At 49.2% G+C, this 24,962-nt stretch carries 20 protein-coding genes; 12 read left to right on the top strand and 8 right to left on the bottom strand.

The genetic code is table 11. The annotated features are described in order from the left end of the window. Positions 1-125 precede the first annotated feature (125 nt). Together GUA98_RS25630 and GUA98_RS25625 are read right to left on the bottom strand one after the other, a co-directional pair. The gene (locus GUA98_RS25630; protein WP_321573915.1) at positions 126-1,685 is read right to left on the bottom strand and encodes an extracellular solute-binding protein; all 1,560 of its coding nucleotides are present in this window, start codon (positions 1,683-1,685) and stop codon (positions 126-128) included. A 147-nt stretch (positions 1,686-1,832) separates the two neighbouring features. Next, positions 1,833-4,142, bottom strand: coding sequence for an AraC family transcriptional regulator (locus tag GUA98_RS25625; RefSeq protein ID WP_193724814.1), 2,310 nt, complete (start codon positions 4,140-4,142; stop codon positions 1,833-1,835). A 358-nt stretch (positions 4,143-4,500) separates the two neighbouring features. Between GUA98_RS25625 and GUA98_RS30220 the strand changes: the two genes are divergently transcribed. Continuing rightward, positions 4,501-7,212 carry an S-layer homology domain-containing protein gene (locus tag GUA98_RS30220; RefSeq protein WP_193724830.1) on the top strand — a complete coding sequence of 904 codons (2,712 nt, stop codon included), beginning with the start codon at positions 4,501-4,503 and terminating at the stop codon, positions 7,210-7,212. A gap of 164 nt (positions 7,213-7,376) precedes the next feature. Here GUA98_RS30220 and GUA98_RS25615 read toward each other — a convergent pair whose 3' ends face one another. After that, positions 7,377-8,267 carry a hypothetical protein gene (locus GUA98_RS25615; RefSeq protein WP_193724813.1) on the bottom strand — a complete coding sequence of 297 codons (891 nt, stop codon included), beginning with the start codon at positions 8,265-8,267 and terminating at the stop codon, positions 7,377-7,379. A 111-nt stretch (positions 8,268-8,378) separates the two neighbouring features. Here GUA98_RS25615 and GUA98_RS25610 point away from each other — a divergent pair, with 111 nt between their 5' ends. From GUA98_RS25610 to GUA98_RS25600, 3 genes are all read left to right on the top strand, one after another. Then, positions 8,379-8,804 carry a GNAT family N-acetyltransferase gene (locus GUA98_RS25610; RefSeq protein ID WP_193724812.1) on the top strand — a complete coding sequence of 142 codons (426 nt, stop codon included), beginning with the start codon at positions 8,379-8,381 and terminating at the stop codon, positions 8,802-8,804. Positions 8,805-9,055: 251 nt separating this feature from the next. Continuing rightward, positions 9,056-9,688 (top strand): NAD(P)-dependent oxidoreductase, encoded by a 633-nt coding sequence (locus GUA98_RS25605; RefSeq protein ID WP_153976714.1) that lies wholly within the window; start codon positions 9,056-9,058, stop codon positions 9,686-9,688. An 89-nt stretch (positions 9,689-9,777) separates the two neighbouring features. Next, positions 9,778-11,448 carry an NAD(P)H-hydrate dehydratase gene (locus GUA98_RS25600; protein ID WP_193724811.1) on the top strand — a complete coding sequence of 557 codons (1,671 nt, stop codon included), beginning with the start codon at positions 9,778-9,780 and terminating at the stop codon, positions 11,446-11,448. Between the two features lie 141 nt (positions 11,449-11,589). On the opposite strand, the gene GUA98_RS25595 is transcribed toward GUA98_RS25600, so the two are convergent. The 4 genes from GUA98_RS25595 to GUA98_RS25580 form a co-directional block, all read right to left on the bottom strand. Further along, the gene (locus GUA98_RS25595; protein WP_193724810.1) at positions 11,590-13,242 is read right to left on the bottom strand and encodes a methyl-accepting chemotaxis protein; all 1,653 of its coding nucleotides are present in this window, start codon (positions 13,240-13,242) and stop codon (positions 11,590-11,592) included. A 26-nt stretch (positions 13,243-13,268) separates the two neighbouring features. Further along, entirely contained in the window at positions 13,269-14,276 is a 1,008-nt protein-coding gene (locus GUA98_RS25590; RefSeq protein WP_193724809.1) for a BMP family lipoprotein, read from the bottom strand. Between the two features lie 412 nt (positions 14,277-14,688). Continuing rightward, positions 14,689-16,299 (bottom strand): gamma-glutamyltransferase family protein, encoded by a 1,611-nt coding sequence (locus GUA98_RS25585; protein WP_227780121.1) that lies wholly within the window; start codon positions 16,297-16,299, stop codon positions 14,689-14,691. Positions 16,300-16,492: 193 nt separating this feature from the next. Continuing rightward, a complete protein-coding gene (locus GUA98_RS25580) occupies positions 16,493-17,392 on the bottom strand; it encodes an SDR family oxidoreductase (RefSeq protein WP_153976719.1) in 900 nt (299 codons plus the stop codon). Between the two features lie 156 nt (positions 17,393-17,548). Here GUA98_RS25580 and fosB point away from each other — a divergent pair, with 156 nt between their 5' ends. Continuing rightward, positions 17,549-17,968, top strand: a complete 420-nt coding sequence (fosB, locus tag GUA98_RS25575) for a metallothiol transferase FosB (protein WP_153976720.1) — start codon at positions 17,549-17,551, stop codon at positions 17,966-17,968. A gap of 23 nt (positions 17,969-17,991) precedes the next feature. After that, positions 17,992-18,312 carry a hypothetical protein gene (locus tag GUA98_RS25570; RefSeq protein ID WP_162009877.1) on the top strand — a complete coding sequence of 107 codons (321 nt, stop codon included), beginning with the start codon at positions 17,992-17,994 and terminating at the stop codon, positions 18,310-18,312. Positions 18,313-18,408: 96 nt separating this feature from the next. On the opposite strand, the gene GUA98_RS25565 is transcribed toward GUA98_RS25570, so the two are convergent. Further along, positions 18,409-19,659, bottom strand: coding sequence for a helix-turn-helix domain-containing protein (locus GUA98_RS25565; RefSeq protein WP_193724808.1), 1,251 nt, complete (start codon positions 19,657-19,659; stop codon positions 18,409-18,411). Positions 19,660-19,843: 184 nt separating this feature from the next. On the opposite strand from GUA98_RS25565, the gene GUA98_RS25560 reads away from it, so the two are divergent. The 6 genes from GUA98_RS25560 to GUA98_RS25535 all read left to right on the top strand — a co-directional run bounded on the left by GUA98_RS25560 (position 19,844) and on the right by GUA98_RS25535 (position 24,949). Further along, positions 19,844-20,050 (top strand): hypothetical protein, encoded by a 207-nt coding sequence (locus tag GUA98_RS25560; RefSeq protein ID WP_193724807.1) that lies wholly within the window; start codon positions 19,844-19,846, stop codon positions 20,048-20,050. A 117-nt stretch (positions 20,051-20,167) separates the two neighbouring features. Continuing rightward, positions 20,168-21,136 carry a 3-oxoacyl-[acyl-carrier-protein] synthase III C-terminal domain-containing protein gene (locus GUA98_RS25555; RefSeq protein ID WP_193724806.1) on the top strand — a complete coding sequence of 323 codons (969 nt, stop codon included), beginning with the start codon at positions 20,168-20,170 and terminating at the stop codon, positions 21,134-21,136. Beyond that, positions 21,117-22,505: an ATP-grasp domain-containing protein gene (locus GUA98_RS25550; RefSeq protein ID WP_193724805.1), complete on the top strand. Its 1,389-nt coding sequence runs from the start codon at positions 21,117-21,119 to the stop codon at positions 22,503-22,505. Before GUA98_RS25555 ends, GUA98_RS25550 begins: the two co-directional genes overlap by 20 nt. Continuing rightward, positions 22,506-23,795 (top strand): diaminopimelate decarboxylase, encoded by a 1,290-nt coding sequence (gene lysA / locus GUA98_RS25545; protein WP_193724804.1) that lies wholly within the window; start codon positions 22,506-22,508, stop codon positions 23,793-23,795. 15 nt (positions 23,796-23,810) lie between these two features. Further along, a complete protein-coding gene (locus tag GUA98_RS25540) occupies positions 23,811-24,071 on the top strand; it encodes an acyl carrier protein (RefSeq protein ID WP_153976727.1) in 261 nt (86 codons plus the stop codon). Next, on the top strand, positions 24,071-24,949 hold the full coding sequence (locus tag GUA98_RS25535) for a hypothetical protein (RefSeq protein ID WP_193724803.1): 879 nt from the start codon (positions 24,071-24,073) through the stop codon (positions 24,947-24,949). The genes GUA98_RS25540 and GUA98_RS25535 overlap by 1 nt, the downstream gene beginning before the upstream one ends. Positions 24,950-24,962 lie beyond the last annotated feature (13 nt).

Below are 24,962 nucleotides of genomic sequence, written 5' to 3'. Positions count from 1 at the left end.
CGGCATCAGGAAGCACAGATTGAAGCATAGGCTTAGTGTGAGTTACCCATAAGTTTTCCAAAGAACACGTATTCTTTCGAAAACTCGTGGGTAGTTCATGCTTTTAAAGGGATAATGCGGCCAAACTATTTCTTGGAACTTTTCTCCATTCGCCCGTTATACCATTTATTGGCTTCAGTCAGTACCTGCTGCCCGCCTGCTTCCATAAATTCCTCCACGAAGGGTTCAAAGCTTTCAACAGGCTGATCCCCCGTAATGATGGAGATGTATGCCCTGTCCCTCATATGGATCAACTCAGATGAATATCGAATCAGGGCAGGGGTGGCCACCTCCAGTTGATTATAAATACCATTCTCCGTCAATCCCTCAGATGCAGCCCACTGCTCCCGTTTGCCGATGGATGCACCTGGAACAGCCATGCCAATGCTGGAGCCGATCATATTGGTGTAATTCTCCATACGGTTATATGGGGGCAGAATGTGAAATTCCCCTGAAGATGAAGAGCTCCAGTCCCAGTGCTTTCCTGGAAGGCCATATTCCATTTTGATCTGCTCTGCCGGATCGGAGTTTGCACTGACATAATCGAGAATTTCAAGGATTTTTTCCAGTTTGCCAGGCTCCTTGACCGCATCGGCCCCGATTGTAATGAAACTCATCAGCAGATTGTAACCTTTGGAGCCACGGAGTCCATCAGGCCCTGTAACAGGAGGACCGAATTCAACGTCTGCAGTTGCGTTCTTCTGCTGGAGTTCATGGACATTGAACATGGCTTCAACGGGAATTTCCTCGTCCTTTTCATTAAGGATGCTATAATCTCCGTCTTGAGTCCAATGATAATAATTGCCCATGGAGGTCATTCCAATTCTGCTATTAATAAACGCGTGGGACAAATGTTTATAGCCACCTTTATTTTCACCAGTTATGAATTCGGGATCGATAATCCCGTCCTGATACCACTTCTGCAGATAAGCCAAGGCATTCTTCATCTCTGGTTCCAATGCGCCGATCACGAGTTGGTCATTTTTTTGGTTAAAGTACAGCTGCTCGGTAAAAACGGACTGCCCAAAAGCACCAAAAACGACATTCATGCCCTCTTTGGATAACCCGTATGTATCCTGTTGCCCATTTCCGTCAGGGTCACCTTTGGCGAATGCATACATAACCTTCTCAAATTCCTCTAATGTCCGCGGAATATCGAGACCGAGTTTCTCCAGCCAGTCTTGCCGATATACAACAGGGGTCCGGTAGATATTAGTCTGATTGATGACCGGTATTCCATATAAGGCACCATTTATTTTTCCGTACTCCAAGTAACGTGAATCATAATCCCGGATTCGCTTCACAATATGAGGCGCATGTTCTTCTAGTACGTCCACGGGGATTTCTGCTAACACCCCTTGCATCTGATATTTAAGCAGGTCATGTGGCTGCCTGATCCGAAGAAGATCCGGTATGTTCCCTTGAGCGAGCTCCAAGTCCAGCAGGTCCTCATAGCGTCTGTTCTCCAGGTTCCACACCTCCAGATTCACATCAAAAAGATCCTCAATATAGGTAATCATCTCGGCATCCTCAGGAACAGGGGTATTCTGATGCATAGTCCAGGAAATCGTATACGGCGGCTCTGTATCCTTCTCTGACTCATAAGCAGGATTGTGCTGCTGCATTTGAGCGCGTTGTTCGCCCAAAACGGTGCAGCCGCTCAAGCATATGACAAGGATAACGGTTGTGATCGATAGACACAGAGCTCTTGAAAGGTTGAGGTTCATAGCAGCTCCTTTTCATCATTTGATAACTGGATCAATGTCCAAGGTTAGGAATAACCCTTCGGCCAATCAGTTCATCAGACTGCGCATGAAGGTTTTCGGTGTACAGCCGTGAATTTCTTTGAACTTCTTAATGAAGTAAGCAGAGGTACGGTATCCAACCGTGCTCGCAACCTGCTCAATAGTAAATTCCTGCTTGGCGATGAGTTCGCGTGCGCGTTCCATTCTCTGATTGGTGACATATTCTGAATAGGCCATGCCTGTCTCTTCCTTGAAGATCTTACTAAGGTATTTGGGACTGATAAACACTTGTTCGGCGACATGATCCAGCGTGAGATCGCCCGAAAGATGCTCGCGAACGTAAGCTTTAACAGCTGAAATGGTATCTGGACTCCTGACCTCGCTTCGTTTCTCCATATGTGTGATAAATTCGGTTACGAGATGAGTCAACCATTCCGAATACCGGTTGATATTGTAGAACGAGGAATATTGCTTGTATACATTCATGGAGCTCGCCTCGGCGGGCTGCCAGCGCACCTGACTAATGCAGTCAGCGTATATGGAAACCATTTTTAATAAAATTATGCGGCTGTATTCAGCTGAATAGGGACCTGCCTTGATGGTCGATACCACATCCTGAATGGCCTGAATCGTACCGTCCATATCACGGGATTGCAGCTTCTTCTCAAAATTCATGAGGTACGTGTCCGGAATCTCCAAACCGCTGGTTTCCCTTTGCAGAAGATCAAGGTCTTGAATGGCGGATAGAGCGGGAAAGAAATAGCTGTATTGAATCAAGGCGTTCGCCTCATGATAGCTTGTGTGAATCTTCGTGAAATGCTCTACCCAGCCGCCTAAGGACACAGCGAAATCCAGACTGAACCGGCTTCTCGCCTCGGAATGAATAAAGCTTACAATGTGATCCGAAACAGGCTCTTCGCATTGGTTCGTACAGATGATCACGGCTATTTTGTGATCCTGCAGTTCCTCCGCAAGCAGCTTGGTTTCAGCCATTTCTGCTGTCTCCAGCTGCTGAATCATCGTGTACAACGTATGCTGCAATTGTCGTGGCTGCAATTCCTTCCACTTCTCGCTGACGGGGTCAATGACGATGCAGCGATAGCGGGAATAGGCCATCGACACCCGAACAGATTGCAGCTGTTCCGTGAGTTCCTCGGTTGTAAATCGGTTATTTAACATATTCAGCATAATACTGTGTCTAATCATTTTGTGATTGGCCTGCAGCGTTTCTTCCAGACTATCAACTTTAATGGAAAGGTTGCTGATAGCCGAATCGATGAATCGATATTCATTCTGCTTCAGGCTGCTGGGGCTATCTACCCTGGCCTTGATATTATTCAGGATCCGCTTAAGAGGACTGTAGTTGGCTACGGTGAAGCCGAACGACATGGCTATCCCAACCGCTACAGCGATCAAACCCAGAAGCGCAGAGACCTCCTTTAGGCTATCCAGCTTATAATAGAAGCTTTTATTCGGGGTGGTTGTGTACATTCTCCATCCATTTTCTTCGAATTGCTCATGGGAAACAACATAAGCATCATGATTAAATATTGGCGTGAAGCTCTCGCCGGAAGAAGGACTGGAGAGCAGCGACTGAAGCAGATTCTCGCTCGTGGAGCTGCCTAACATTGATTTATCAGCGGCAGATATGACGACCCCACGCTGATCTACGATGTATGTATTTTCATAGTCTGCAGGAATCATATTACGAATCAGCTGACTGATCGTCGATTCTTTGATATCAATCGCAACCATGACCTTACTGTCTTGTCCAGAGGACTGAAATGGATAACTGTGAACATAGGAGATTAGAGGCATCGTGCTACTCTGTTCGGGTGATTCAATATAAGTGTCCTCGGGAACCATACGTGTCTGCATCCATAAGGAGCTTCTGTCACTCTTTTTCATCGCTTTAATCCAGTCGTAGGCAGTATCTTCGCTCGAAGGATTGACCTCATGGAGCTGCAGCCCATATACAGAAGAGATCATGAAATGATTCTCTGTATCGTACACATGAATGGCCTGAATCAGGTCGGAATAATTCTGCACCTGACTTTTGAGCAGCTGCTCGATGTCCAGAATTTTGCTGTGGTTTCCTTGCAGGCTATCGAGCTGAATGCTGACAGGGCTGCCCAGGGCAAGAGAAAGATAGACCTGATTCACCTTATCGATAACGGAGGTCTCAATATAATTGACGGCGCTTTGCAGCTGTAATTGTTTGTTGATCCGAATCTCTTTGCTGTATTGATGGGAGAAGAAGAGATATAAGATAGAGCCGAAAAGAAGCGCAATAACAAGGACGACAGCAAGATAGGAAAAAACCATCCTGGATCTCACCGACTGGAAGAGCTTGCGCATTCTTTTTTCCTCCTTCATCACTGGTTTCTAGACAACTTCATCATTATATAATAGCCCCGGCACTAGAAATCATGTTGATCGAAATTTAACAAACACCCCCTGAACAATTTACCTTCCGTTAATCTAAATTTACAAACAACAGCACTCTAGATGACGATTCTATGATTCAATCTATTTTTTGGAGAATGCACCGGCCAAAACGTACGAATTTGATATAAAACGGAATTTGTTCTATAGATGCCAGGCTCCCCCGAGTGCTAAAGTAACCCCAGATCAGACACGGAATGAATGGAGACGATCCTACACATTCGCTGATGAAATTGAAAATTACGATTATGGGAGCGTGTATTTGCAGGCCATGAGAAAACCACTAAAAAAATCACTGGCATTACTTCTAATGTTGTCTATGGTAAGCCCAACGTTTGCAGATCGGAGCTTTGCAGCCGATCAGAAGATTCAGTTTTCTGATATTAAGGGACACTGGGCGGAAGCGAACATTCAAGCATGGGGTGATGAAGGACTGATCCGGGGTTATCTGGATCGTTCATTCAAACCAAACAACGAGATTACGAGAGCAGAATTTATGAATCTGGTGAATGGTGCTTTTGGATATGCAGGACAAGCTGCCATTAACTTTAATGATGTTTCTGAGGATGCATGGTATTATCAGGCCGTTTCTACAGCTAGTGCGGCTGGATATATGGATGGTTATGCGGATCAAACGATGAAACCTCAACATCCGATCACACGTCAGGAAGCGGCCAAAATCATTGCTGGCATTCTGAATCTGGACCTGAATGAGGGAGCTGCGAATGCATTTAGCGATGCTTCGTCCATTGCGGATTGGAGCAAAGGAGCTGTAGGCGGAACTGCCGCAGCAAAAATTATTTCCGGATATTCGGATGGAAGCTTCAAACCCCTTCAATCCATCACACGTGCAGAAGCTGTAAGTGCACTTTTTAATGCCTTGGAAATAGACTCTAACGCAGATGCTAAACCATTCAAGCCAAAGGGCTCGGCTAATGTGCTGAATGTGGAACCCCCTGCCGAAGAAGCTCGTCTGTCTGCAGTGGAACATGGAGGCAATGCGGACGACGGCACGTTGAAAAATATTGCGGCAACGAATCCATTTATTGATATCTTGGACGGTTTCGAACAAGTCTGGTCCATGAACCAATCGGAATGGAGAGATGGGACAGCTGCGACGAAGCCGGGAGTTAAGGGAGAGGTTGCAAAGTATGGCGATGGACCGACCCCCTATTATGATGGCTTTAAAAATGATCAAAAGACAGCCGTCGCCGACCAAAAAACATTCGCAAACGAGGAAATTCGAAATCAAGCGACTTGGGTCGCTAACATCAAATATGTAGAAGATGTGACGCAAAATCGTACCGATGAAGAGGCGTTAGCAGCCTATTACGATGACCAGAGAGATAAGATCTACAGTATGATGGAAGCTTTTGGCCCACTGGCTAACACATATGTAGATATCGTTAAGCCAACGACAAGCGTCGAAAGAGATATCAAGGATATGGATGTTGTCTTGACAGAAGAAACGGCAGAAGACCAAAGCCAGGGAATGGGAAGTGATTGGGCTAAAACGGAGCTTGCAGACATGGTAGCTCTGGTGGATCTGGTTCGATTCAAAATTCCTTCCTCCTCCAACCCTTCGAAATACTTCTACTCTTCCCCAAGACCATGGAGAATGAATTCGAACGGAGAAGTGAAAGAGGTTGTTGATGAGAATGGTTTGGCTGTGTGGGAAACCTTAGGTAAGGGTGAAGTGACAGAAGAGCCTTTGGCTTCAGGAGGAACAAAAACAACGGGAGAAAAGCATTTCCAACAATACGAAAGCAACGTGGAAATTATCCCTGCATTAAGCTATGTACGAAGAATAGCGGAGGATGGACGAGGTAAGGATGGAGCATTCCCAAGCGGTCATACCAGTGCTTCGTATCTGTCTGTGCTTCCTTTTGCCTACGCCACGCCAGAACGATTCTCTGAATTTTTAACAAGAGCTGCTCAAATGGGTGAAAATCGCATTGTGACCGGGATGCACTCGCCGCTTGATGTGATAGGTGCAAGAATTCAAGCGACAGCTATGGCAGCATATGCATTCAACAAGGGAGAAAACCAGGAATTGATGGAAAAGGCATATACCAATGCAGGAGAAGTGTTCGGAGCATTGGCAGAAAAAGAAAATATGAGTTTGTACGAATATGCACACACGGTAACAGAGGATTATACCTTCAAAAGTGCATATGACGAAAAGAAATGGGAAGATCATGATGCCAATAAAGCCTTCTATCGCGATAAACTCACATATGGACTGCCACAAACAGGAATCAAAGGTTTGGCTCCTGAAGTGCCATTAGGAGCAGAGGCGCTATTGAAGACACGCCAGCCTTATTTGAACGATGAGCAGCGTAGAGAAGTGTTGTATACGACATCCATTGATTCCGGTTATCCGGTTCTGGACGAGTCTAACGGTTGGGGCAGATTGGACTTGGTGACGGCAGCGGATGGCTACGGTGCATTCATAAACAATGTAACTGTGGATATGGATGCTTCCAAAGGGCGCTTCAATGCAGAGGATTGGTGGAGAAATGATATCTCCGGCAGTGGGATGCTGACGAAAAAGGGAACAGGAACACTTACCATGACAGGCAATAACAGTTACACAGGCGGAACGCTGCTGCAGGCAGGAACGCTGGTGGCTGAATCTGCAACTGCCTTTGGTCTAGGTGATCTGTATGTGGAGAATGGAAAAGTCATCGTTCATGCGGATGGAGCACTAAAATTAAACAGAAACCTTACCATGGACAATGGAACGTTGGAATTGGTTATGGACGATGATAACAGTCAAGTTAATGTTGGCAAAAAGCTGTATCTGGATGGAGGAAACCTCAATCTGGACTTGTCCAACTATAAGATCGAAGGTTCCAAGAATATAACTTTAATGACGGCTGGCGTAATTAAAGGTGAATTCGACCAAGTCACTGCGGATGGTTATGACGTTCAGGTTACTTACGAAAAGGATCGCATCATTGCACATGTTGTAGCGAAATAAGCTAATTCATTTTACCAAAGCAATACTATTCTTATATGGAAAAGGACTGAACTACGTTGTAGTTCAGTCCTTTTTACATCTCGAGCAACACGCAGGATTCAGTCGTGAGAGTTCTGGTTTACCCATTTGATTATTATAGATTACATGAAAAAAGGGCATGGTCCTCACGATTCGCCCGTGTAGGCACCAGCTTTACGTGCTGCACTCACTTCGATTTCAGTAGGTGGCTCATTCGTTGGCTCCAGCTCGGTATGACCTACATAAGGGCGATCACTACGTGGGCGAGTTCCAGTAAACCCGAAACCTGAAACGAACAGGATCAGCTGTAATCCCAAGGCATAAGGAGCAGCAGCAGTCCCAATCAGATGGAGCAGCGAGCATAGCATGATCAGCAAGAAGAGTATTTTGTTCACTGTACCTGATGGTTCGCGGCGCAGGCTGGCCCAGAGCAGATAACCATACATTATGGCAATCATTAAGGAAACAGCACGCAACCACGGGAGGACGCTCTCCCATGAATCTACGGAAACGTCCAACAGTCGCTGGCGGAACACAAGATCAGCAACCAGAAACAGGGTAGCTGCCAGTGCAGCCGGTTCGGCCAGAGGCCGAAAGATTGTCCAGATGGCCTCGCCCCAATGATCTGTTCGGTTATCTTGACCGAGTTCATCTGATAATGCGGTGCATTCTCGTTCCAATGCTCTGTGCATCAGCGCGAGTCTGGCAGGATCATGCTCCTTGATGCAATCGCGGATCTGATCCTGTAACGTAGAGGAGAGGTCAGATGCCGATTTGCAGGCCAGCATGGCCATGAACAGATCCTGTTGTTCATTTTCAGAGAATGCATACTTTTTATGTTCCAGAATGGTGAGTTTTCCCAATAGGTTTGTGCTTATGTATAATGTATCTTGTATCCTTCGCATTCGCCTTTCGTGGCTGCGGCGGACTTCAGTGGCAGACCATATATATATCCAGAGCAGCAGAGCTATGACGCCAAACAGCACAGCCTCAGCGCCGGGGCGCGTTAGCAGCTCATCGATCCAGGGTTGAAACACACGTTTTCCTCCTTTGCATAAACTTGACGTATCTTGAAACACGCTTCACGTAAGCTTTCTCTCACTATTACACAGGAAGTAGATGAATTCAAGCAGAAAGGGGCACAATTCATGGACCAGATCAGCATTGAACACATTCCACCGACAGCAGCAGAGTATCTTGCCTTGCGACAAATTGCGGGTCTCAGTGCGATGAGCAAGGAGGGAGCAGAAATTGGACTGCCAAACAGTCTTTTTGCCGTATATTTACGCGATGGAGATGCACTCGTAGGTATGGGCAGGGTTATTGGGGATGGCGGTTGTTTCTTTCAGGTGGTGGATATTGCGGTTCACCCGGATGTTCAAGGCAGGGGATATGGCAAGTTGATTATGAGCGAGATCATGAAATACTTGCGTGAACATGTGCCTGCACGAGGCTTGGTGAGTCTTCTTGCGGATGTACCTGCAGATCGCCTGTACTCCCAATTTGGTTTCACCTATACCAGCCCGAAATCGGAAGGCATGTGGTGGAGGCAAGGGGAGGATGGACTTAAATAAGTAAACATCCCGGTTTTGAAGCCGCCATAGCGGCTTTCTTTGCTATGTAAAAGATGCATTGGATGCAGAAGATAGGTGCAGCGTTGCTTATTGGATGTGTGAATTCTTGTCGGTTTATTAACATTGGTTTACAAGTGAGTACAGACGGTTTAAGATGGCGTGAGCCGTTTAAGGTATATAACAATAGGATTAAGTATTACAATATAACGGTATGTTGACTAGATGATATCTAATGAATAGAGGGATAAGATATGAAAGTTGCGATTTTTGGAGCGACCGGAACGATTGGAAAGACGATACTGTGGGAGCTGATGGACCGCGGGCATGAAGTGACTGCGATTGTGCGTGATCCGTCCAAAGTGGAGATGGTTCATGAACGTCTGCGTGTGGAAAAGGGAGATTTGCTGAACCCGGATCAGGTAGCCGATTTTACAGCAGGCCAGGAAGCTGTCGTTAGTGCCTATGGTCCGAAATTCGGAGAAGAAGAGGAACTGCTGGAAGTTACACGTTCACTGATTGAGGGTGTTCGCCGCGGCAAAGCCAGCCGTCTGGTTGTTGTTGGCGGAGCTGGCAGCTTGCTGACCGATTCCGGTGAGATGCTTATGGATACCCCTGGATTTCCGGAGGAAGTTAGAACCCTGGCGAAGGCACATTTGGATGCGTATGGCTTAATCGAGGAATCGGATATCCACTGGACGTATATGAGCCCGGCGGCAACAATTACATCCGGACCGCGGACAGGCCATTTCCGGATCGGGATGAATCGTTTGGTGACCGATGATCTGGGAGAGAGCACGATCTCGGTTGGCGACTTTGCTGCGGCATTGGTGGATGAGCTTGATGATCCGCAGTTTATTGGTTCCCGTTTTACGGTAGCTTATTAAGGGAGAGTTTGCCCGGAGCTAGTAGAATCGAATAAAGATAAACGCAGAATGAGAAGTTACTCAAGTTACTCACCGGGGAGGGATGAACCTTGTTTATCGTCACCGCTGAACAGATGCGAGCTGTAGATGAGCATACCATCCACAAGCTGGGCATTCCTGCTGCCAGTCTGATGGAGAACGCGGGCAGAGCCATAGCGGAGGAAGTTATCGCCTTGTGCCGGGAAGAGGCTGTAGGCGGTAGAGTGGTGGAACAAAGGCGCCGGGAGCAGGGAGAGGCACAGCGGGCACACACCGGGCCCGGTGATCGCCAAGGCTCCGGGGGCGACATCATCGCCGATCCGGCGCTGGTGATGGCGCACCCCGCTGATCAGCATTGGTACATGCTGATCGGTAAGGGCAATAATGGCGGGGACGGGCTGGTTGCTGCCCGCCATCTGCTTGAGGCAGGGCTCGGCGTGACCTTGATCTACGCCGATGCGCCCGAGTCACTGCGGGGCGAAGCCGCAGTGCAGCGGGATGCCGCTGCGCAGCTCGGCATCCCTGCCCTTGTCCACGGCCGTGAAGCCGTGGACTTCAGCCGGTGCACAGGCATCGTGGATGCACTGCTGGGCACCGGCTCGCAGGGGGCGCCGCGGGGAGCCTACGCGGCGCTGATTGAGGCGGCGAACGACAGCGGTAAGCCTATCGTCTCCGCCGATGTGCCAAGCGGGCTGAATGCCGACACCGGGGAGGTATATGAGCCCTGCATTCAAGCCCGGGTGACTGTATGCCTCGCGCTGCTGAAGCGCGGGCTTGTACAGTATCCGGGCGCGACGGCCGCGGGGCGCATCGTGGTGCGCGCTATCGGCATTCCGGCATGGCTTGCGCCGGACCATGGTCCTTCCGTTCGTCTGTTGACGGAGGAAGTAATGCGCGGTGCCCTGAAGGTGGACACGGATCGTCTGCGGGCACCGGACGGGCACAAGGGTACCTACGGCCACGTATTGCTGGTCGCAGGCAGTCTGCCGATGAGCGGCGCAGGTCTGCTCTCGGCCAAGGCTGCGCTGCGCGCGGGCTGCGGACTTGCCACATGGGCACTGCCCGCGGCACTGCTGCCGCATGTCATCGGCAGTGTGCCTGAACTCATGCTCGCAGCCGCCGCAGATGGCGACAGCGGCGAGTGGAACGCGGCTTCCGCCGAAGCTGTGCTTCGTCTTGCGGAGAGCCGCGACGTGATTGCAACCGGGCCAGGCCTCGGCCGCTTCGAGGGCGACACTGGCTGGCTGCGCCGCCTGTGGCAGCAGACGGATCGCCCGCTCGTCATCGACGCGGACGCCCTCAACATGCTCGCAGACGCGGGCCCAAACGGGCCTCTCGACTGGGGCCGGCGCAGTGCGGCGACCATTCTGACGCCGCACCCCGGAGAGATGGGCCGCCTGCTGGGCATGCCGACCCCCGAAGTGCAGCGTGACCGAATTGGTCACGCTGCACGGTACGCCCGCGAGCAGGGCGTGACCCTGGTGCTCAAAGGAGCACGAACGGTCATCGCAACGCCTTCCGGCGAGGCGTACATTAACACCACCGGGCACGCCGGCATGGCAACGGGCGGCGCCGGGGACGTATTGACCGGCATTATCGCCGGTCTGCTCGCTCAAGGACTCAGCGCGGAGCAGGCAGCCGCTTTTGGTGTATACCTGCACGGCCAGGCCGCCGAGCAGGCTGCGCAGCTGCGCGGCGACCCGGCGTCTCTGCTGGCAGGAGACATCATTGATGCCCTGTGATGGTCTTCGCTGAGAGAGCCTTAACCTGCGTGAACTGAATAATAATCTGTGTAAACACAGGCTCATTAAAGAAACCTCCACTTCTCTCATACCAAGAGAAGTGGAGGTTTCTTGTTTAGACTAGTGAGCTGAGGCATACCTTTACAAGCGGAAACGCTGCAGCTCCTGATGCATTTCCTCACTGATGTCACGCAGCGATTTGACCTTGATGCTGGCCTCTTCAAACGAGCGCTGCTGTTCCGTCGTCGAAGCCGTAATCTCTTCACTGCTGGCAGCTGATTGCTGCGTAATCGCACTGATGTTTTCAATGGCCTGCTGTACCTGTGTACTTAGCTGACTGGACAGCTGCATATCTTCGGCCAGCTGGTTAATGCCCGTACTGATCTGTTCTACGCTGTCACGAATAGCGGAGAAGGAATCCCGGGTTTGTCCGGTCGCCTTTTCCTGTTCAGCGAAGAGCTGTATACTCTGCATCACAGAACCTTTCACCTTGTCCATAGCGCTTGTGATTTCACCCACAGCCGCATAGATATGCTGCACGGATTGTGCAGATTGCTCTGCGAGCTTGTTGACTTCTCCTGCAACCACGGCGAAACCACGACCGGCTTCGCCGGCACGAGCCGCTTCGATTGAAGCGTTCAGGGAGAGCAGCGTGGTCTGCTTGGCGATCTCGGACACATAGCCTGTCATCGTGGTAATGCGCGCTGCGCTTTCTTCCAGCTCCTGCACAGTCTGTTCAACCTCAGCCATGGCGATTCGGTTCATTTCAGCGAGGCGAAGCTGCTCCTCAATAGCCGTGTGTCCTTCCTCAACGGTGCTCATCACCTCGTTGCCATGGATCGCCGATTGGGAAGTGGCATGAAGGTTGCTGCCGAACGTGTGCTGCATCTTGTCCACGACCATTACCGTTTCACTCAGATCCTCCGCAATCTTCTGGCTGCCGATGGACAGCTCTTCCGTCGTACGGGAGACCTGCTGCACAATGGCCTGCATGGTGTCGTTGCCGCGGTCAATGTCCTGAGCCATGCCATCCACCCGTTTTCCGGCGGTATCAATCGATTGGATAATGTTTCGAATATTCTCAGTCATGAGACGGAAGGAGCGATTCAGCTCATCCAATTCATCCTTGCCCCGGGTTTCAGGCAGCTGCTGGGTAAGGTCGCCAGCTGCAATCTGTCCTGCGGCGTTCTTCAGCACTCCAATACGTTTGGCTAGCTTCCGGGAAGTATACATGTTGAACAGCATGGCAGCGACGAGCAGGAGAACAGCACCGCCCAATGCAATTTGCCAAGTTTGCTGTATGTCCTGCTCCAGATTAATCGTGTATTGATCATACCGTTCCTTGGTTATTTCATCGAGCATGTAAATATCATTTTGAATGCCCTGCACACGTGTGCTGTACCGTTTGGCTTCCGAGCTGTCCAAGGCTTGCATGGCTTCAGTTGCTCCCTGATCCAGTGCAGTCAGTTTCGTCTGAATGGACCCCATCAGTCGAAGTTGCTCGTCGGTTTCCAGTAATCCTTCGCTAAGTTCCTGAATCATCGTTTTACCTTCGTCCAACAAGCTGCGTACGGCATTCTGGTTGCCGGCTGTCATCGAAAAAGAGAATACATCCAACGCCTGCTGGGTCTGAATCTGATTGGCTTTAAGCTCACTGACCTTGAGCATGGCAGGCACCAGATTTTGATTTTTGGCGTTGATGCCCAGTAACTGAAAAATGATATAGGCTACCAACACAAGACATAAAAGTAATGAAATTAACGCATTAATAATCAGTTTGCCTTGCAATTTCATAAGCGTATCTCCTCTAATCCGTCGATTTAGGGTTCAAGCGTAATTTTGGTTTTGCCGGATATGATTTCAGCTTTCCGATCTTCGAAGATTTGCTGCTGTTCCGCACTGAGTGTGATGTTATGTAATGCGGTCAGGCCTACGGCATCTTCTGCCAGCCCCTCAACCATGTTCTGCTCCGGGAAGGAGTGATTGTTTTTCGTAAACGTGTTAACAGCGTTGTAGATGGAGACATTGACATTTTTCAGCATCGAGGTGAGGACAGCCTTTTCCGCCAAAAAGAATTGATCCGTATCCACACCGATGGCGTATTTCCCCAACTTCTGAATTTCGGTTAGTGAGCCTACGCCGGTGAGGCCTGCTGCGACATAAATAACATCGACGTCTTGCTCCTGGATCATCCTCGCTGCGAGCTCCTCACCAAGCTTCGAATTGCCGAAGTCTCCTGCATAAACGACCTGAACTGTAGCCTCCGGATTAACCGCCTGCACCCCTTGCTCGAAACCCTGTTGAAAATCGCGGAGAAGAGGGATCTCCATTCCGCCCAAAAAGCCTACGTGATTCTCGGTTGTCGCGAAGCCAGCGATCATGCCGGCAAGATAACTGCCTTCTTCACTGCGGAATGACATGGAGGTCACATTTGGCAATTCGGAGTGTCCGTCGACAATAAGAAACTGCTGCTCCGGATATTGCTCAGCGACCTTTTCGAGATCAGGCAGAAGAGTGTCGCTAAGTCCGATAATCAAGTCCACACCATCCTGAGCGAATTGCTCAAATGCGGTTTCTGTGGTTAGATCTTTTCCGGGCTCTTTATAATCAAACCGAATCGTGTTTTCATTTCTGGCCTGAACCAGTCCTTCAAAAGCAGCATCATTGAATGAACGATCGCCAAGGCCAACTTCAGTAAGGACAATACCTACTTTGGTCCGCTCGTCCGCTGCCGTTTCATTTTCTGTGGAAGAACATGCCCCCAGCATCAAAACCATGACAATCAAAATCATGCTCCATAAAGCCCGGGTGACCCTTTTTGTTTTCATGTTATACCCTCGTTTCTATAGATGTGTGATGTGAGAGGTGAGTCTTTTGCCCTATATGTATATCGGCCAGGAGGAGGTTGGGGATTATGGTTGATGCTGAAAATTTACGAAAATCTTAATTGATTTCATGATTTATTCATTTCTGTTACAAAATCTGGCAGGGTTGATTAACATACCGTACCTCCATGCCGATGATCTAATCCAAAAAGGCAAAGAAAAGATCAGTGAATGATCTCTTCTTTGCCTTTTTGATCTGGAATATCTAGTGATGGGAGGATGATAGCGATTCATGAATGGTCCGCCATCCTCTATATATCAACGGTTTCTCCTGCCGCCGAAGCAAATGGTCAGCTTAAGGTTGCTTCTGCCTACGATACTGCTCACTAAAAATTCTGTTTTATGCTGAGCTGTATTACCATGCAGCCACCGATCCATCTGTCCGGCTTTCGGTGCCAGCGCATAGTACCCCGCTGCCCGGGTCACGCCATATAATCTGGCCGCGTCCAAACATGGAAGGGTCGAGAGCAACCTGAATATCATGCCCTTTACGGGCAAGTGCTTGTGCAATATGCTGCGGAAAGCCGGTCTCCACCAGTATCGTTTTGCCTTTGGTCCACTGCCACCTTGGAGAATCCAGTGCTGCCTGCGGATTCAAGTGGAAGTCTACGGTGTTCATGACAACCTGCACATGGCCCTGAGGCTGCATGAAACCGCCCATGACCCCGAATGGGCCAACTGCTTCATCACCGCGCGTAAGGAATCCTGGAATGATCGTATGATAGGTGCGTTTGCCTGGTTCCAGGGCGTTTGCATGATTCGGATCGAGAGAGAAATTGTGGCCCCGATTTTGCAGGGCGATACCTGTTCCCGGTACGACCAGCCCGGAGCCGAAGCCCATATAATTGCTCTGAATGAAGGAAACCATGTTGCCTTCACCGTCAGCCGCAGCGAGGTATACCGTACCGCTTCCCTTTGGATCGCCTGCTTCAGGCAGGCGTGCCACGTCCCCAATGAGTTTGCGCCGCTCTTCCGCGTACGCTTCGGATAGGAGCTCCTTCACCGTCACGCCCATCTTCCGTTCTTCGGTTATATATTTCTCTCCATCGGCGAATGCGAGTTTCATCGCTTCGAGCTGTCTGTGATACCCGATCACGGATTCTTTTTCATCAAAGTCGAATCCTTTGAGCAGATTGAGCGCTGCGAGGGCAATCAGTCCCTGACCGTTTGGCGGGATCTCCCAGACATCGTAGCCACGATAGGAAACCGAGATGGGATCGACCCATTCAGGCTGAAAGGCCGCCAGGTCCTCTTTGGTCAGGTAGCCGCCATGCTCTGCCATAAACGAATGAATGCGCTCTGCCAGTTCTCCTTCGTAAAAGTCACGTGCGCCGCTCTCGCCGATTCGGCGAAGCGTATTCGCGTGATCCGGCGAACGCCACATCTCGCCCGCGGCCGGAACACGCCCGCCTGGAGCGAATGTCTCAAGCCAGGCACGCCCTGCTGCCGCATCACCCTGGCGTGCATAAATGTCCGCTGCCCGTGCCCAGTGGCGCGCCAGCCCAGGCGCAAGCGGGTAACCTTCCTCCGCGTATCGGATAGCCGGTTCCAGCGCTTCCGCCAGCGTGAGCCGCCCGAAGCGGCGGCTCAGCTCAGCCCAGCCTGCCGGTGCGCCAGGCACCGTCACCGGTATGACCCCAAGCTTCGGCATCTCCGAATGGCCTGCCGCCTTGAGCGCCTCAATGGATATGCCCTGAGGCGCAGGACCGCTGGCATTCAGGCCGTGCAGCTTGCCCTCGGTCCAGACGAGGGCAAAGGCATCGCCCCCAATGCCATTGGACGTTGGCTCCAGCACGGTGAGCGCAGCAGCCGTTGCGATCGCGGCATCAATGGCGTTGCCGCCTTTTTTTAACACATCCAGACCTGCTTGTGCTGCAAGAGGCTGCGAAGTGGCGACCATGCCTTTGTTGGCATAGACGGGCACACGATAAGAGGGGTACGGTTGATAGAGTGGATCGTAGTTCATCAGACGGTTCAGCTCCTTGTCCCAAGATGTCAGGTTCCGGTATACCGGATGCTTTAACTCCTAACCCACTTCGGAACAAGATCCTGATTCTCCTGCTGAACTTGCCAAATTCAACCTGACATGGACGATAGATCGATTAAGTAAATACACCATATTTTTGCTTCATACCTATTGGTTTTCACCACGCCTGACCTTAGGTGGTCACCATATCGCCGCCATTGATATGAATGCATTCACCGGTTACGTACGACGAATCACGCGATCCGAGATAAACATAGGCCGCTGCCAGCTCATATGGTTGGCCTGCACGACCCATTGGCGTTTCGGTTCCAAATACCTGCACATCTTCAGCAGAGAAGCTGGAGGGAATGAGAGGGGTCCAGATTGGACCAGGAGCTACACAATTAACCCGAATTCCCTGAGAAGCCAGTGATTTGGCGAGTACGCGTGTCAGCGAGACAACAGCCCCTTTGGTTGAGGAGTAGTCAATCAGCTGCACATTGCCCTTATAGGCTGTAATGGAAGCCGTGTTGATGATGGAAGCTCCTTTGCACATATGCGGGAGAGCAGCCTGAATCAGAAAAAAATAGGAAAACACATTCGTCTGGAACGTATGATAGAGCTGTTCCTCCGTAATGTCGACAATACTCGGCTGCACATACTGCACCGCATGATTGTTGACCAGAATATCTATTTTCCCGAAAGTTTCCATTGTAGAACGAATGACCGCATCACAGTTTTTCTTCAGCCGAAGGTCGATCTCAATGAGCAGACAGCGCTGGCCCAGCTCTACAATACGATCCCGAGTCCACTCGGCATCCGTCCGTTCATACAGGTAAGCAATGACAATATCGGCACCTTCCTTGGCATAAGCAATGGCTGCGGCTCTGCCGATTCCACTGTCCCCACCCGTAATGATGGCTACTTTGCCATCCAGTTTGCAGCTGCCAATGTAAGCCGGATCCTCGCTAATGGGTTCAGGTACCATGAGTGTTTCCAGACCTGGCTGCCGATCCTGGTGCTGGGGTGGAAATGCCAGTTTTTGCTCTTTGCAGACCGTCTTCTCACCATAAAAAGGGTAGACAGGATTCATTCGTTTTGCATCCTCCTCGAGCATTCATTGATATGCCTAAGCTATGCGTTCGCCCAGAAGAAGGTGCGGTGAGAGAAGAAGTCATTTGTTTTTTGAAGGAGAAATATACCATAATAAGGATGTGAGTAATCAAAATAGTGGAGGTGTCAGGAGCGAGTGAATATACAGGGAATTAATCATCTGTGCTTTTCCGTATCCAATCTGGAACGATCCATTACCTTCTATGAGCAGGCTCTCGGTGCCCGGATTCAAGTGAAGGGCCGCAAGCTGGCGTATTTTGAACTGGCTGGTCTCTGGATCGCTTTGAATCAGGAGGATGTTATCCGCAATTATACGGAACGAACCTATACACATATTGCCTTCACCGTGAAGGAAGAGGAGTTTGATACCTCTGTGCAAGAGCTAAAGGCAGCAGGGGCCGATATTCTTCCTGGCAGAGCGCGCAATCCCAGAGATGCAAGGTCTGTTTATTTTACCGATCCCGATGGTCATCTGTTCGAACTGCACACAGGCACCATGAAACAAAGACTGGATTATTATCGTGAAGATAAACCACATATGACTTTTTATACATGATAACGCAATGTAAATGGAGGTAAATGGGGATTAACGTATTTAAAGTCACTGCAATTATCCGTAAAATACGTCTTAGGTTCGCCGAGTATATACGATATGGTCTGCTGCCAAATCATACACAAGGAGAGATGGACGTGGAGAGTAAAGGATTCAAGCTGCAAGGAATTGCAAGTGGACTCTGTATGGCAACGGTTGTGGTCATTTCATTCTTTACAGGGCAGCTTCAAGCTTCAGGAGGAGTTCTGCAGCCTCAGGGAGACTTGAGCCATGTATATAAACATATTCAGGAAGAGGTAACTCCACTCGATTTGAATGATCCTGTCCCAGATTTTAAATCCGTTTAGAAATAATGGAAAACGGGTCTCCAGTTCCGAGAGCCCGTTTCCGAAAGTGGATCTGACTTACAACTGTGAGTTGTTAGGTGAAGATCAGGATCACATTTATCTGATATATGACTTGTAGTCATCAAATTCCATTTTTTGTTTTTGCTTGCTTAACTGAAGTATCTGGTGGCTGATGTCAGCCTCACGTTCGGCATGAATACGTTTTAGGAGATCGTGGCTCATCCGAAGAAAATAATATCCTTCATCAGAGTTGTCCTTCTCATGGAATACCAAGCCGAGGAGACGATATAATTTTGCCCGTAGGACCCCTTCATCTCGCAGCTCCAGCAACTGTAGAGCTTCTTTGATGACAGTCTCTGCTTGCTGTAGTTCGCGCTCTTCCAAATAAATTTTACTGATTTCCTCCAATATGGAAGCCTTCTTGTGGGGCAGATTGCGTTCGTCGTAAATTCCGGCGCATTCACCCAGCAAGGGAAGGGCTTCTTTTTTTTGCCCCATATGAAGCTGTATGACCGCAAGGTTATGGAGCGCCAGGACATAGGACTCACTTCTTGCCAGTTTATATGAATCTACCGATTTTTTGGTCCAATCGTAACTTAACTGCATGTGATCGTCTTGTTCAGACATATAATAGGCTTTTCCCAAACCAAGCGTAATCTCACCATAGAGCTCCGGCTGGCCTGCCATGCGGGCTTCTTTCTCTGCCTTGAGATAGAACTCCAATCCCTGATCAACGTTTCCTAGACGCAAATGGGTAGTTCCAAGATAGATCAGCGCGCGTATATGTTCATCCTGTAGGTATTTTAGTCGGCTGCTGTAGGTATACGCCTGTTCATAAAATTTGCGGGCAGCATGGAACAACTCAGAATGAAAAGCTGCGCGTCCCATTTCCAAATAGTACTGGACAATTCGCTCTCTATCTCCGGTGCGAGTTACGATAAATGCTGCGGCTTCACCATTGTCCAAGGCCTGACGGTATTCTCCCAGTCGATTATAGCTTCGCATGATGAGAAGATAGGCTTCAGTCTGGTCGAGTACATCTTTGGTCAGTGTGAGCACATTATGGGCCATCCGGATGCAGGCACGATCGTTGCGCTCCTTATAATACAACTTTGCCTTATCCAGTACGGCTTCTCCAATATCGGTATCTGTCGCTGTACTTTCCCCCAAAAAATACTCCATGGGTGTATTCAATCGTCTGGCTATGATTTTCAACATTCGCTGAGAGGGGACGGCTCTACCTTTTTCAATGAGACTGATATAAGAGCGTGTCATATCCTCGCCTGCCAGTTGTTTTTGGGATAGTCCAAGCTGCTCCCGGATTTCCCGGATTTTAGGTCCGAGCATGATCATTTCACCGTCCCTTAAATAAAGATTGAGATATTACTAGCATTGTGATTTGTATGTTGATCATGTGGTGGGCAGAAGCAGGGGTAAGGAGTGTAAGAGGTCCATTTACCTCCATTTACAGTTTAAATACGATTTGGAAGATTATAGAATGATAGTATCTTAGATGAAAGGAGGAATACCAATGGTCATTAAAGCGACTCCAATTACATTGGAACAATTGAAAAACAAAGAACTGGAAGCGACCCAATCGGATGTGAACGTGCTGGATGAAACACGTGAAGTCAGTGCTCGTGCGGCAGCAGCTCGTGCAGCGGCGGCTCGTGCGGCGGCAGCCCGTGCAGCAGCGGCCCGTGCAGCAGCAGCCCGTGCAGCAGCAGCCCGTGCATAATCTCCTATACTTATTATTACATGATGGTTAGATCAATAGATGAGAGCTTCTGAACGAAGCTCTCTCCCTGTATTCAGAGCGCTCCGTATGAAGGGTATAACGAGGTGTCCGAAACCGATGCATATCAACCAAATCTGGTCTTACATTCCGGAGTTCGCTGTTCCTGTCCGGGAGTTAAATGAACATCTCGGACTCAAAAATGCTCAGACCAAAGTCATGGAGAAAATTCATGGTCTGAAACAGGTCCGGCAAGATAAGGGCGGTGATCTGACTTCACTTCTCGGGCGAGTGCTCGCCCAGGTGGTCAACAGTCCGGTGGTCGTTCCGTCTTCCATTAAGTATATCATTTATTGTCATACAATTCAGGAAAATTTCCCCTTTCCTATGAAGGTGCTTCAAGGCTTGAAACAAGCGTACGGATTGCAGCATGCAATTGCTTTTTCGCTGACGCAGCAAAATTGCGCTTCGGGTCTAATTGCATTGGATGTCGCAGCCACGTTGTTGCCTTCACTGGAAGAGGATGATCATATTTTAATCTTGACGGGTGAGAAAACATTCAGTCCGATTGTGCAGCTTATTCCCAATACAACGGTTATGGGAGAGGCTGCCGCGGCTGTTCTGATTGGAAATTCCAAAAGCGGAAGCCGGATGATCGGACTAAGGAATGTGACCTTGGGGCAATTTTGCAATGTGCTGACAGGGGATCCGGAGACGTTAAAAGAATTCCAGGAAATTTATACACCACAGTTATGTGAAGTCATTGTCCAGGCAGTCAACCGAACCGGGCTCACGATGCAGGATATACGTTATATTGTTCCGCATAATGTGAATCTCTCTTCATGGAAAAAGGTTGCTGCAGCGTTGTCTTTTCCGTTGGAACGTGTATACACCTCCAATGTGCCAGAGATCGGACACTGTTTCTGTTCCGATCCATATATCAATCTGAAAGAAATTTCAGATTTGCAACTTCTACAGAGGGATGACTACTATTTGCTCGTCACCGTTGGTCTTGGAGCTACATTTAGCGTGGCAGTAATGCAGTATGCAGGAATGGGAGGTGGCGTAGTTGACCACGCTGTTATCTGACTTTTCGATCAAGCTGAAGCGTGCACTCACAGGTAGAGAGGATGCGGTATTGGTTTATCTGAACAATTTCGAAGTCGAGGAATACTGGAATGAGCAAGGGGTACTGAAGCTGCCTTCTCTAAGTATTGGATCTGCTTCAGACGTAGTGAACCGGATGGAGGAGCTGGGTGTCTTTCTCGCAGGAGAACAGGACGTTGTTCTGCTGAAGAGTTTGCCAGATCCCGGTTTTGTGGCAGATGCCCGCGCGGTTGGATTCGGGCGTTCCCGATTTATTGCAACAGCGTCTAATGAACCGGGGATGAACATTACTGCCAGCATCCTGCATTGTCCGCGTACGTTGAAGGAACTGCGCGAACTGGCTCATGATCGTAGCATTCAGACGTATCTGGTTCCGTTCGGGGTCTCAGATCAGGAAGAGGAATTATCCCGTCAGACAGGCATTCCCCTTGCAGTGCCCCCAGCGAATGTATTTCGTAAGGTCAATGACAAGGGTTATGCCCGGCGTCTTAATGCCGAACTTGGCATACGCCAGATTCCCGGCTGTGAATGTTCTTCACTGGAAGAGCTGTCCTCGGGATTTGAACATTTGAAGTCTGTATTGGAACAAGGCGGCAGACTGGTATTGAAAGATTCGATGGGTGTATCCGGGAAAGGCATTACCGTTATTGCTGAGGAGTCCCGCTTCCGCAAATGCATGAGTTTGCTCGAAAAGCAGGCTAGCAAAAATGGGACAAGAACAGTCAATTATGTGTTGGAACAATGGATCAACAAGACCTGTGACTTGAACTACCAGATTTTAATTGACCGAACTGGTGAGATTGAGTTTCTCGGTGTTAAGGAATCCTTGGTTGAACAGGGAGTGCATCAAGGGCATTTAATGCCGCCGCGCCTGGATAATAACCAGATTGCAGTTATTCAGGATGCTGCATTCCGTATTGGAGCAGCACTTCATAGAGACGGATATTATGGCATAGCCGGTATTGATGCCATTCTCGATGAAGACGGAAGTGTGTGGCCGAACCTGGAAATCAATGCAAGGTTTAATATGTCTACCTATCAGATCAATATCCAGAACCGCTGGATTTCGGACGGCATGTTCGGACTGGCTAAGAAATATGCACTCCGGCTGAAAGAGCCGCTGGAGTACGAGGACTTACGGTCCGTGCTTGGACAGCTGCTATTTGATCCATTAAAAGGCGAAGGCTTGCTGATTAACAACTTTGCTACCGTTAATGCTGCATTCAAAAGCACAGGCAGCCTATTCTCAGGCCGTCTGTATGGCGTAATTATTGCGCATTCGGAGGAACAGTTGCGAGCAACTGATATTGCAGTGGAAGCAGCACTAACTACCATAAACGAGGTGAAATAAATGTCAGGGGAATACCATATTCAGCAAGTTGCCATCTCCGAAATTGCTGAGCGCTTCGGCACACCATTGTATGTATATGATGGCGATGTATTGGAGCAAGTCTATCAGGAACTTCGAGGATTGCTTACGCCAAAAGTAGAGCTGTTCTATTCCCTTAAAGCCAATCCCAATATCTCCATTGTTCATTTGTTGCACGAGCTTGGAGCTCGGGCTGAGGTTTGTTCCATGACCGAGTTACATACGGCGCTTGAAGCGGGTGTGAAGCCTGAGCAGATTATTTTTCTAGGACCAGGTAAGAGTGCTGCTGAGATTATCGCATGTGTAAGGCAGGGCATTTACGCCATCGTATGCGAATCATTTCAGGAGCTTGAGCGCATTGAAGCAATTGCAGCGGAAGAAGGGCGAATTGTGCAGGTCGCACTGAGAATCAATCCTTCGTTTGCCGTAAAAGGATCCCGTCTGACCATGGGCGGCAAACCGCGCCAGTTTGGTATCGACGAGAACCATGTGATTCAAGGAAAGGAAAAGTTTGAACGTTGCTCACATGTGGATATTATGGGACTGCATGTCTATATGGGAACTCGCATGCTTGAAGTGGAGCCCATTGTGCAAAACACACGCCACATTTTGGAACTGGCCGAACGGATTGAGCAGCATTTGGGCATCAAACTGCGCATGGTCGATGTGGGTGGGGGCTTGGGAGTTCCGTATCATGAAGGGGAAGAGCCGCTCTCCGTAGGTTCGTTAACGGAGCAATTGAATCCGTTGTTTGATGAGTATAAAGCGAATCATCCTGACACCCGTTTGTTTATGGAGCTGGGTCGTTATCTGGTGGGCAAAAGCGGTATGCTTGTGAGCCGTGCACTGTATGTCAAACAATCGTACGGAGAAACCTTTATCGTTACGGATGGAGGGACGAACTGCCATATGGCAGCAGTCGGTATCGGATCGTTTGTGAAGCGGAATTTTCCGATGGCTTCTCTGACACGTTATGGTGAATCCCCGGTAGCGGAGTACAACATCACGGGACCACTCTGTACCCCAAACGATGTGATTGGTAAACGAGTGAATCTGCCTTATGTTGCTCAAGGAGATCTGATTGGAGTATTTCATTCTGGTGCTTACGGTCCTACAGCTTCTCCGACCCATTTCCTGAGCCATGGCAGCCCTGCAGAAGTGATGGTCAGCGGGGGAGAGGTGCATCTGATTCGGGAGAGAGATACACCTCAGGATATGCTGGGCAAACAACGTTTAATCCATGTTTCACCGTCAGCAGTAACTAACCTATGAGGAGAGATGATAATCATGACCACTGCATTATTGCTTGAAGAGATTAAGGGAGCCCTTGCCGAAGTGTTGAATATGGAAGCGGACCAGGCTATTAACCTAAATACGTCTTTATTTGACGAGCTTCATCTGGACTCTACATCCGTTCTAGAGCTGTTGATGACATTGGAAGATCGGATTGATGGTTTGGAAATCGACCCGGACGAATTGGAACCCGATGTTTTTGATACAGTGGGTTCACTGGCTGCATACATTGAGAAGCAGCTTGTAGCTGTCTGATGGCGGCGCCTGTTGCCATCCGGGACATGAAAGTCAGGCTTTTTGCAGACAAGCAGCCTCCGTTTGAGCACCCGGAGTTATTGCGATTCCATCAGGATATGCTAGCGAATTCACCTGTAGAGGCTCGCTTCGAACTACTGAAGGAGCACAATAACAATGCTTATCATGACATGAGCACAGAACTTCTCGAAGAAACCGGGATTGATCAGATCATGAAGGAGGTCGATATTCTCCTACTGGCCTACAATTTCCCAAACATACGTCCCGATATTTCAATTGTAAATTATCTAATGGACCGCTACCAAGCCCGTTTCCTCAGCTTTGCTGTGAATGATCTGGGTTTTGGTGCTCCTTTTGCCGCACTGCATATGCTTCAGCATTATTTGAGCAATGGCGGCTATAAAAAAGGCATACTGCTGGTCTTGGACCAAACGGCACTTCCTTATGAAACGGATGAAATCAGTGAGGCTCCAGGTCCAGATACAGCCGCGGTCATGGTTCTGGATCAGTTGTCAGGAACAGGTCTTTCACTTCTGGGCGTAGAGATGAGGTATGCAGAGGAATCAATTGAGAAGACGGCAGCACGGGTGCTGGATGGATTATGCAGTCAGGTTTCAGTTGACCCGAAACAGATCGCTTTATTGGTCCATCCATTACTGGAGCAGCAAGTGAAGGAAGCCTCATGGTTCCATGAAACAGGCCGGAGAGGAAGTTATGACCCTTCGCGCTGGAGTGCTGCCCCGTTCTTTGCTCTCGAAGAACTTCTCCAGGAGAGAGACAGGGATCAATATGTATGTCTGATGCATCTGGAGCAGGCGGATTCATTTGTCTATGCACTCCTCATTCGTACAGGCGAGGCAGAAGAGATGCAGTTGTAATCCGGAGGAGGCA

The organism is Paenibacillus sp. P13VS, assembly GCF_015143645.1.
In the GTDB taxonomy this organism is placed as follows: domain Bacteria; phylum Bacillota; class Bacilli; order Paenibacillales; family Paenibacillaceae; genus Paenibacillus; species Paenibacillus xylanilyticus_A.
Note: the sequence above shows the minus strand (reverse complement) of the source record. Positions and strands in the feature narration are given on the sequence as shown.

Excerpts from the sequence above, each read along its gene's own strand:
- GUA98_RS25535 (WP_193724803.1), top strand. The coding sequence starts at position 24,071 with ATGGCGGCGCCTGTTGCCATCCGGGACATGAAAGTCAGGCTTTTTGCA.
- GUA98_RS25585 (WP_227780121.1), bottom strand. The coding sequence starts at position 16,299 with ATGAACTACGATCCACTCTATCAACCGTACCCCTCTTATCGTGTGCCC.
- GUA98_RS25555 (WP_193724806.1), top strand. The coding sequence starts at position 20,168 with ATGCATATCAACCAAATCTGGTCTTACATTCCGGAGTTCGCTGTTCCT.
- GUA98_RS25565 (WP_193724808.1), bottom strand. The coding sequence starts at position 19,659 with ATGCTCGGACCTAAAATCCGGGAAATCCGGGAGCAGCTTGGACTATCC.
- GUA98_RS25540 (WP_153976727.1), top strand. The coding sequence starts at position 23,811 with ATGACCACTGCATTATTGCTTGAAGAGATTAAGGGAGCCCTTGCCGAA.
- GUA98_RS25605 (WP_153976714.1), top strand. The coding sequence starts at position 9,056 with ATGAAAGTTGCGATTTTTGGAGCGACCGGAACGATTGGAAAGACGATA.
- GUA98_RS25610 (WP_193724812.1), top strand. The coding sequence starts at position 8,379 with ATGGACCAGATCAGCATTGAACACATTCCACCGACAGCAGCAGAGTAT.
- GUA98_RS25570 (WP_162009877.1), top strand. The coding sequence starts at position 17,992 with ATGGGGATTAACGTATTTAAAGTCACTGCAATTATCCGTAAAATACGT.
- GUA98_RS25560 (WP_193724807.1), top strand. The coding sequence starts at position 19,844 with ATGGTCATTAAAGCGACTCCAATTACATTGGAACAATTGAAAAACAAA.
- GUA98_RS30220 (WP_193724830.1), top strand. The coding sequence starts at position 4,501 with ATGAGAAAACCACTAAAAAAATCACTGGCATTACTTCTAATGTTGTCT.
- GUA98_RS25590 (WP_193724809.1), bottom strand. The coding sequence starts at position 14,276 with ATGAAAACAAAAAGGGTCACCCGGGCTTTATGGAGCATGATTTTGATT.
- GUA98_RS25595 (WP_193724810.1), bottom strand. The coding sequence starts at position 13,242 with ATGAAATTGCAAGGCAAACTGATTATTAATGCGTTAATTTCATTACTT.
- GUA98_RS25625 (WP_193724814.1), bottom strand. The coding sequence starts at position 4,142 with ATGCGCAAGCTCTTCCAGTCGGTGAGATCCAGGATGGTTTTTTCCTAT.
- lysA (WP_193724804.1), top strand. The coding sequence starts at position 22,506 with ATGTCAGGGGAATACCATATTCAGCAAGTTGCCATCTCCGAAATTGCT.
- GUA98_RS25580 (WP_153976719.1), bottom strand. The coding sequence starts at position 17,392 with ATGAATCCTGTCTACCCTTTTTATGGTGAGAAGACGGTCTGCAAAGAG.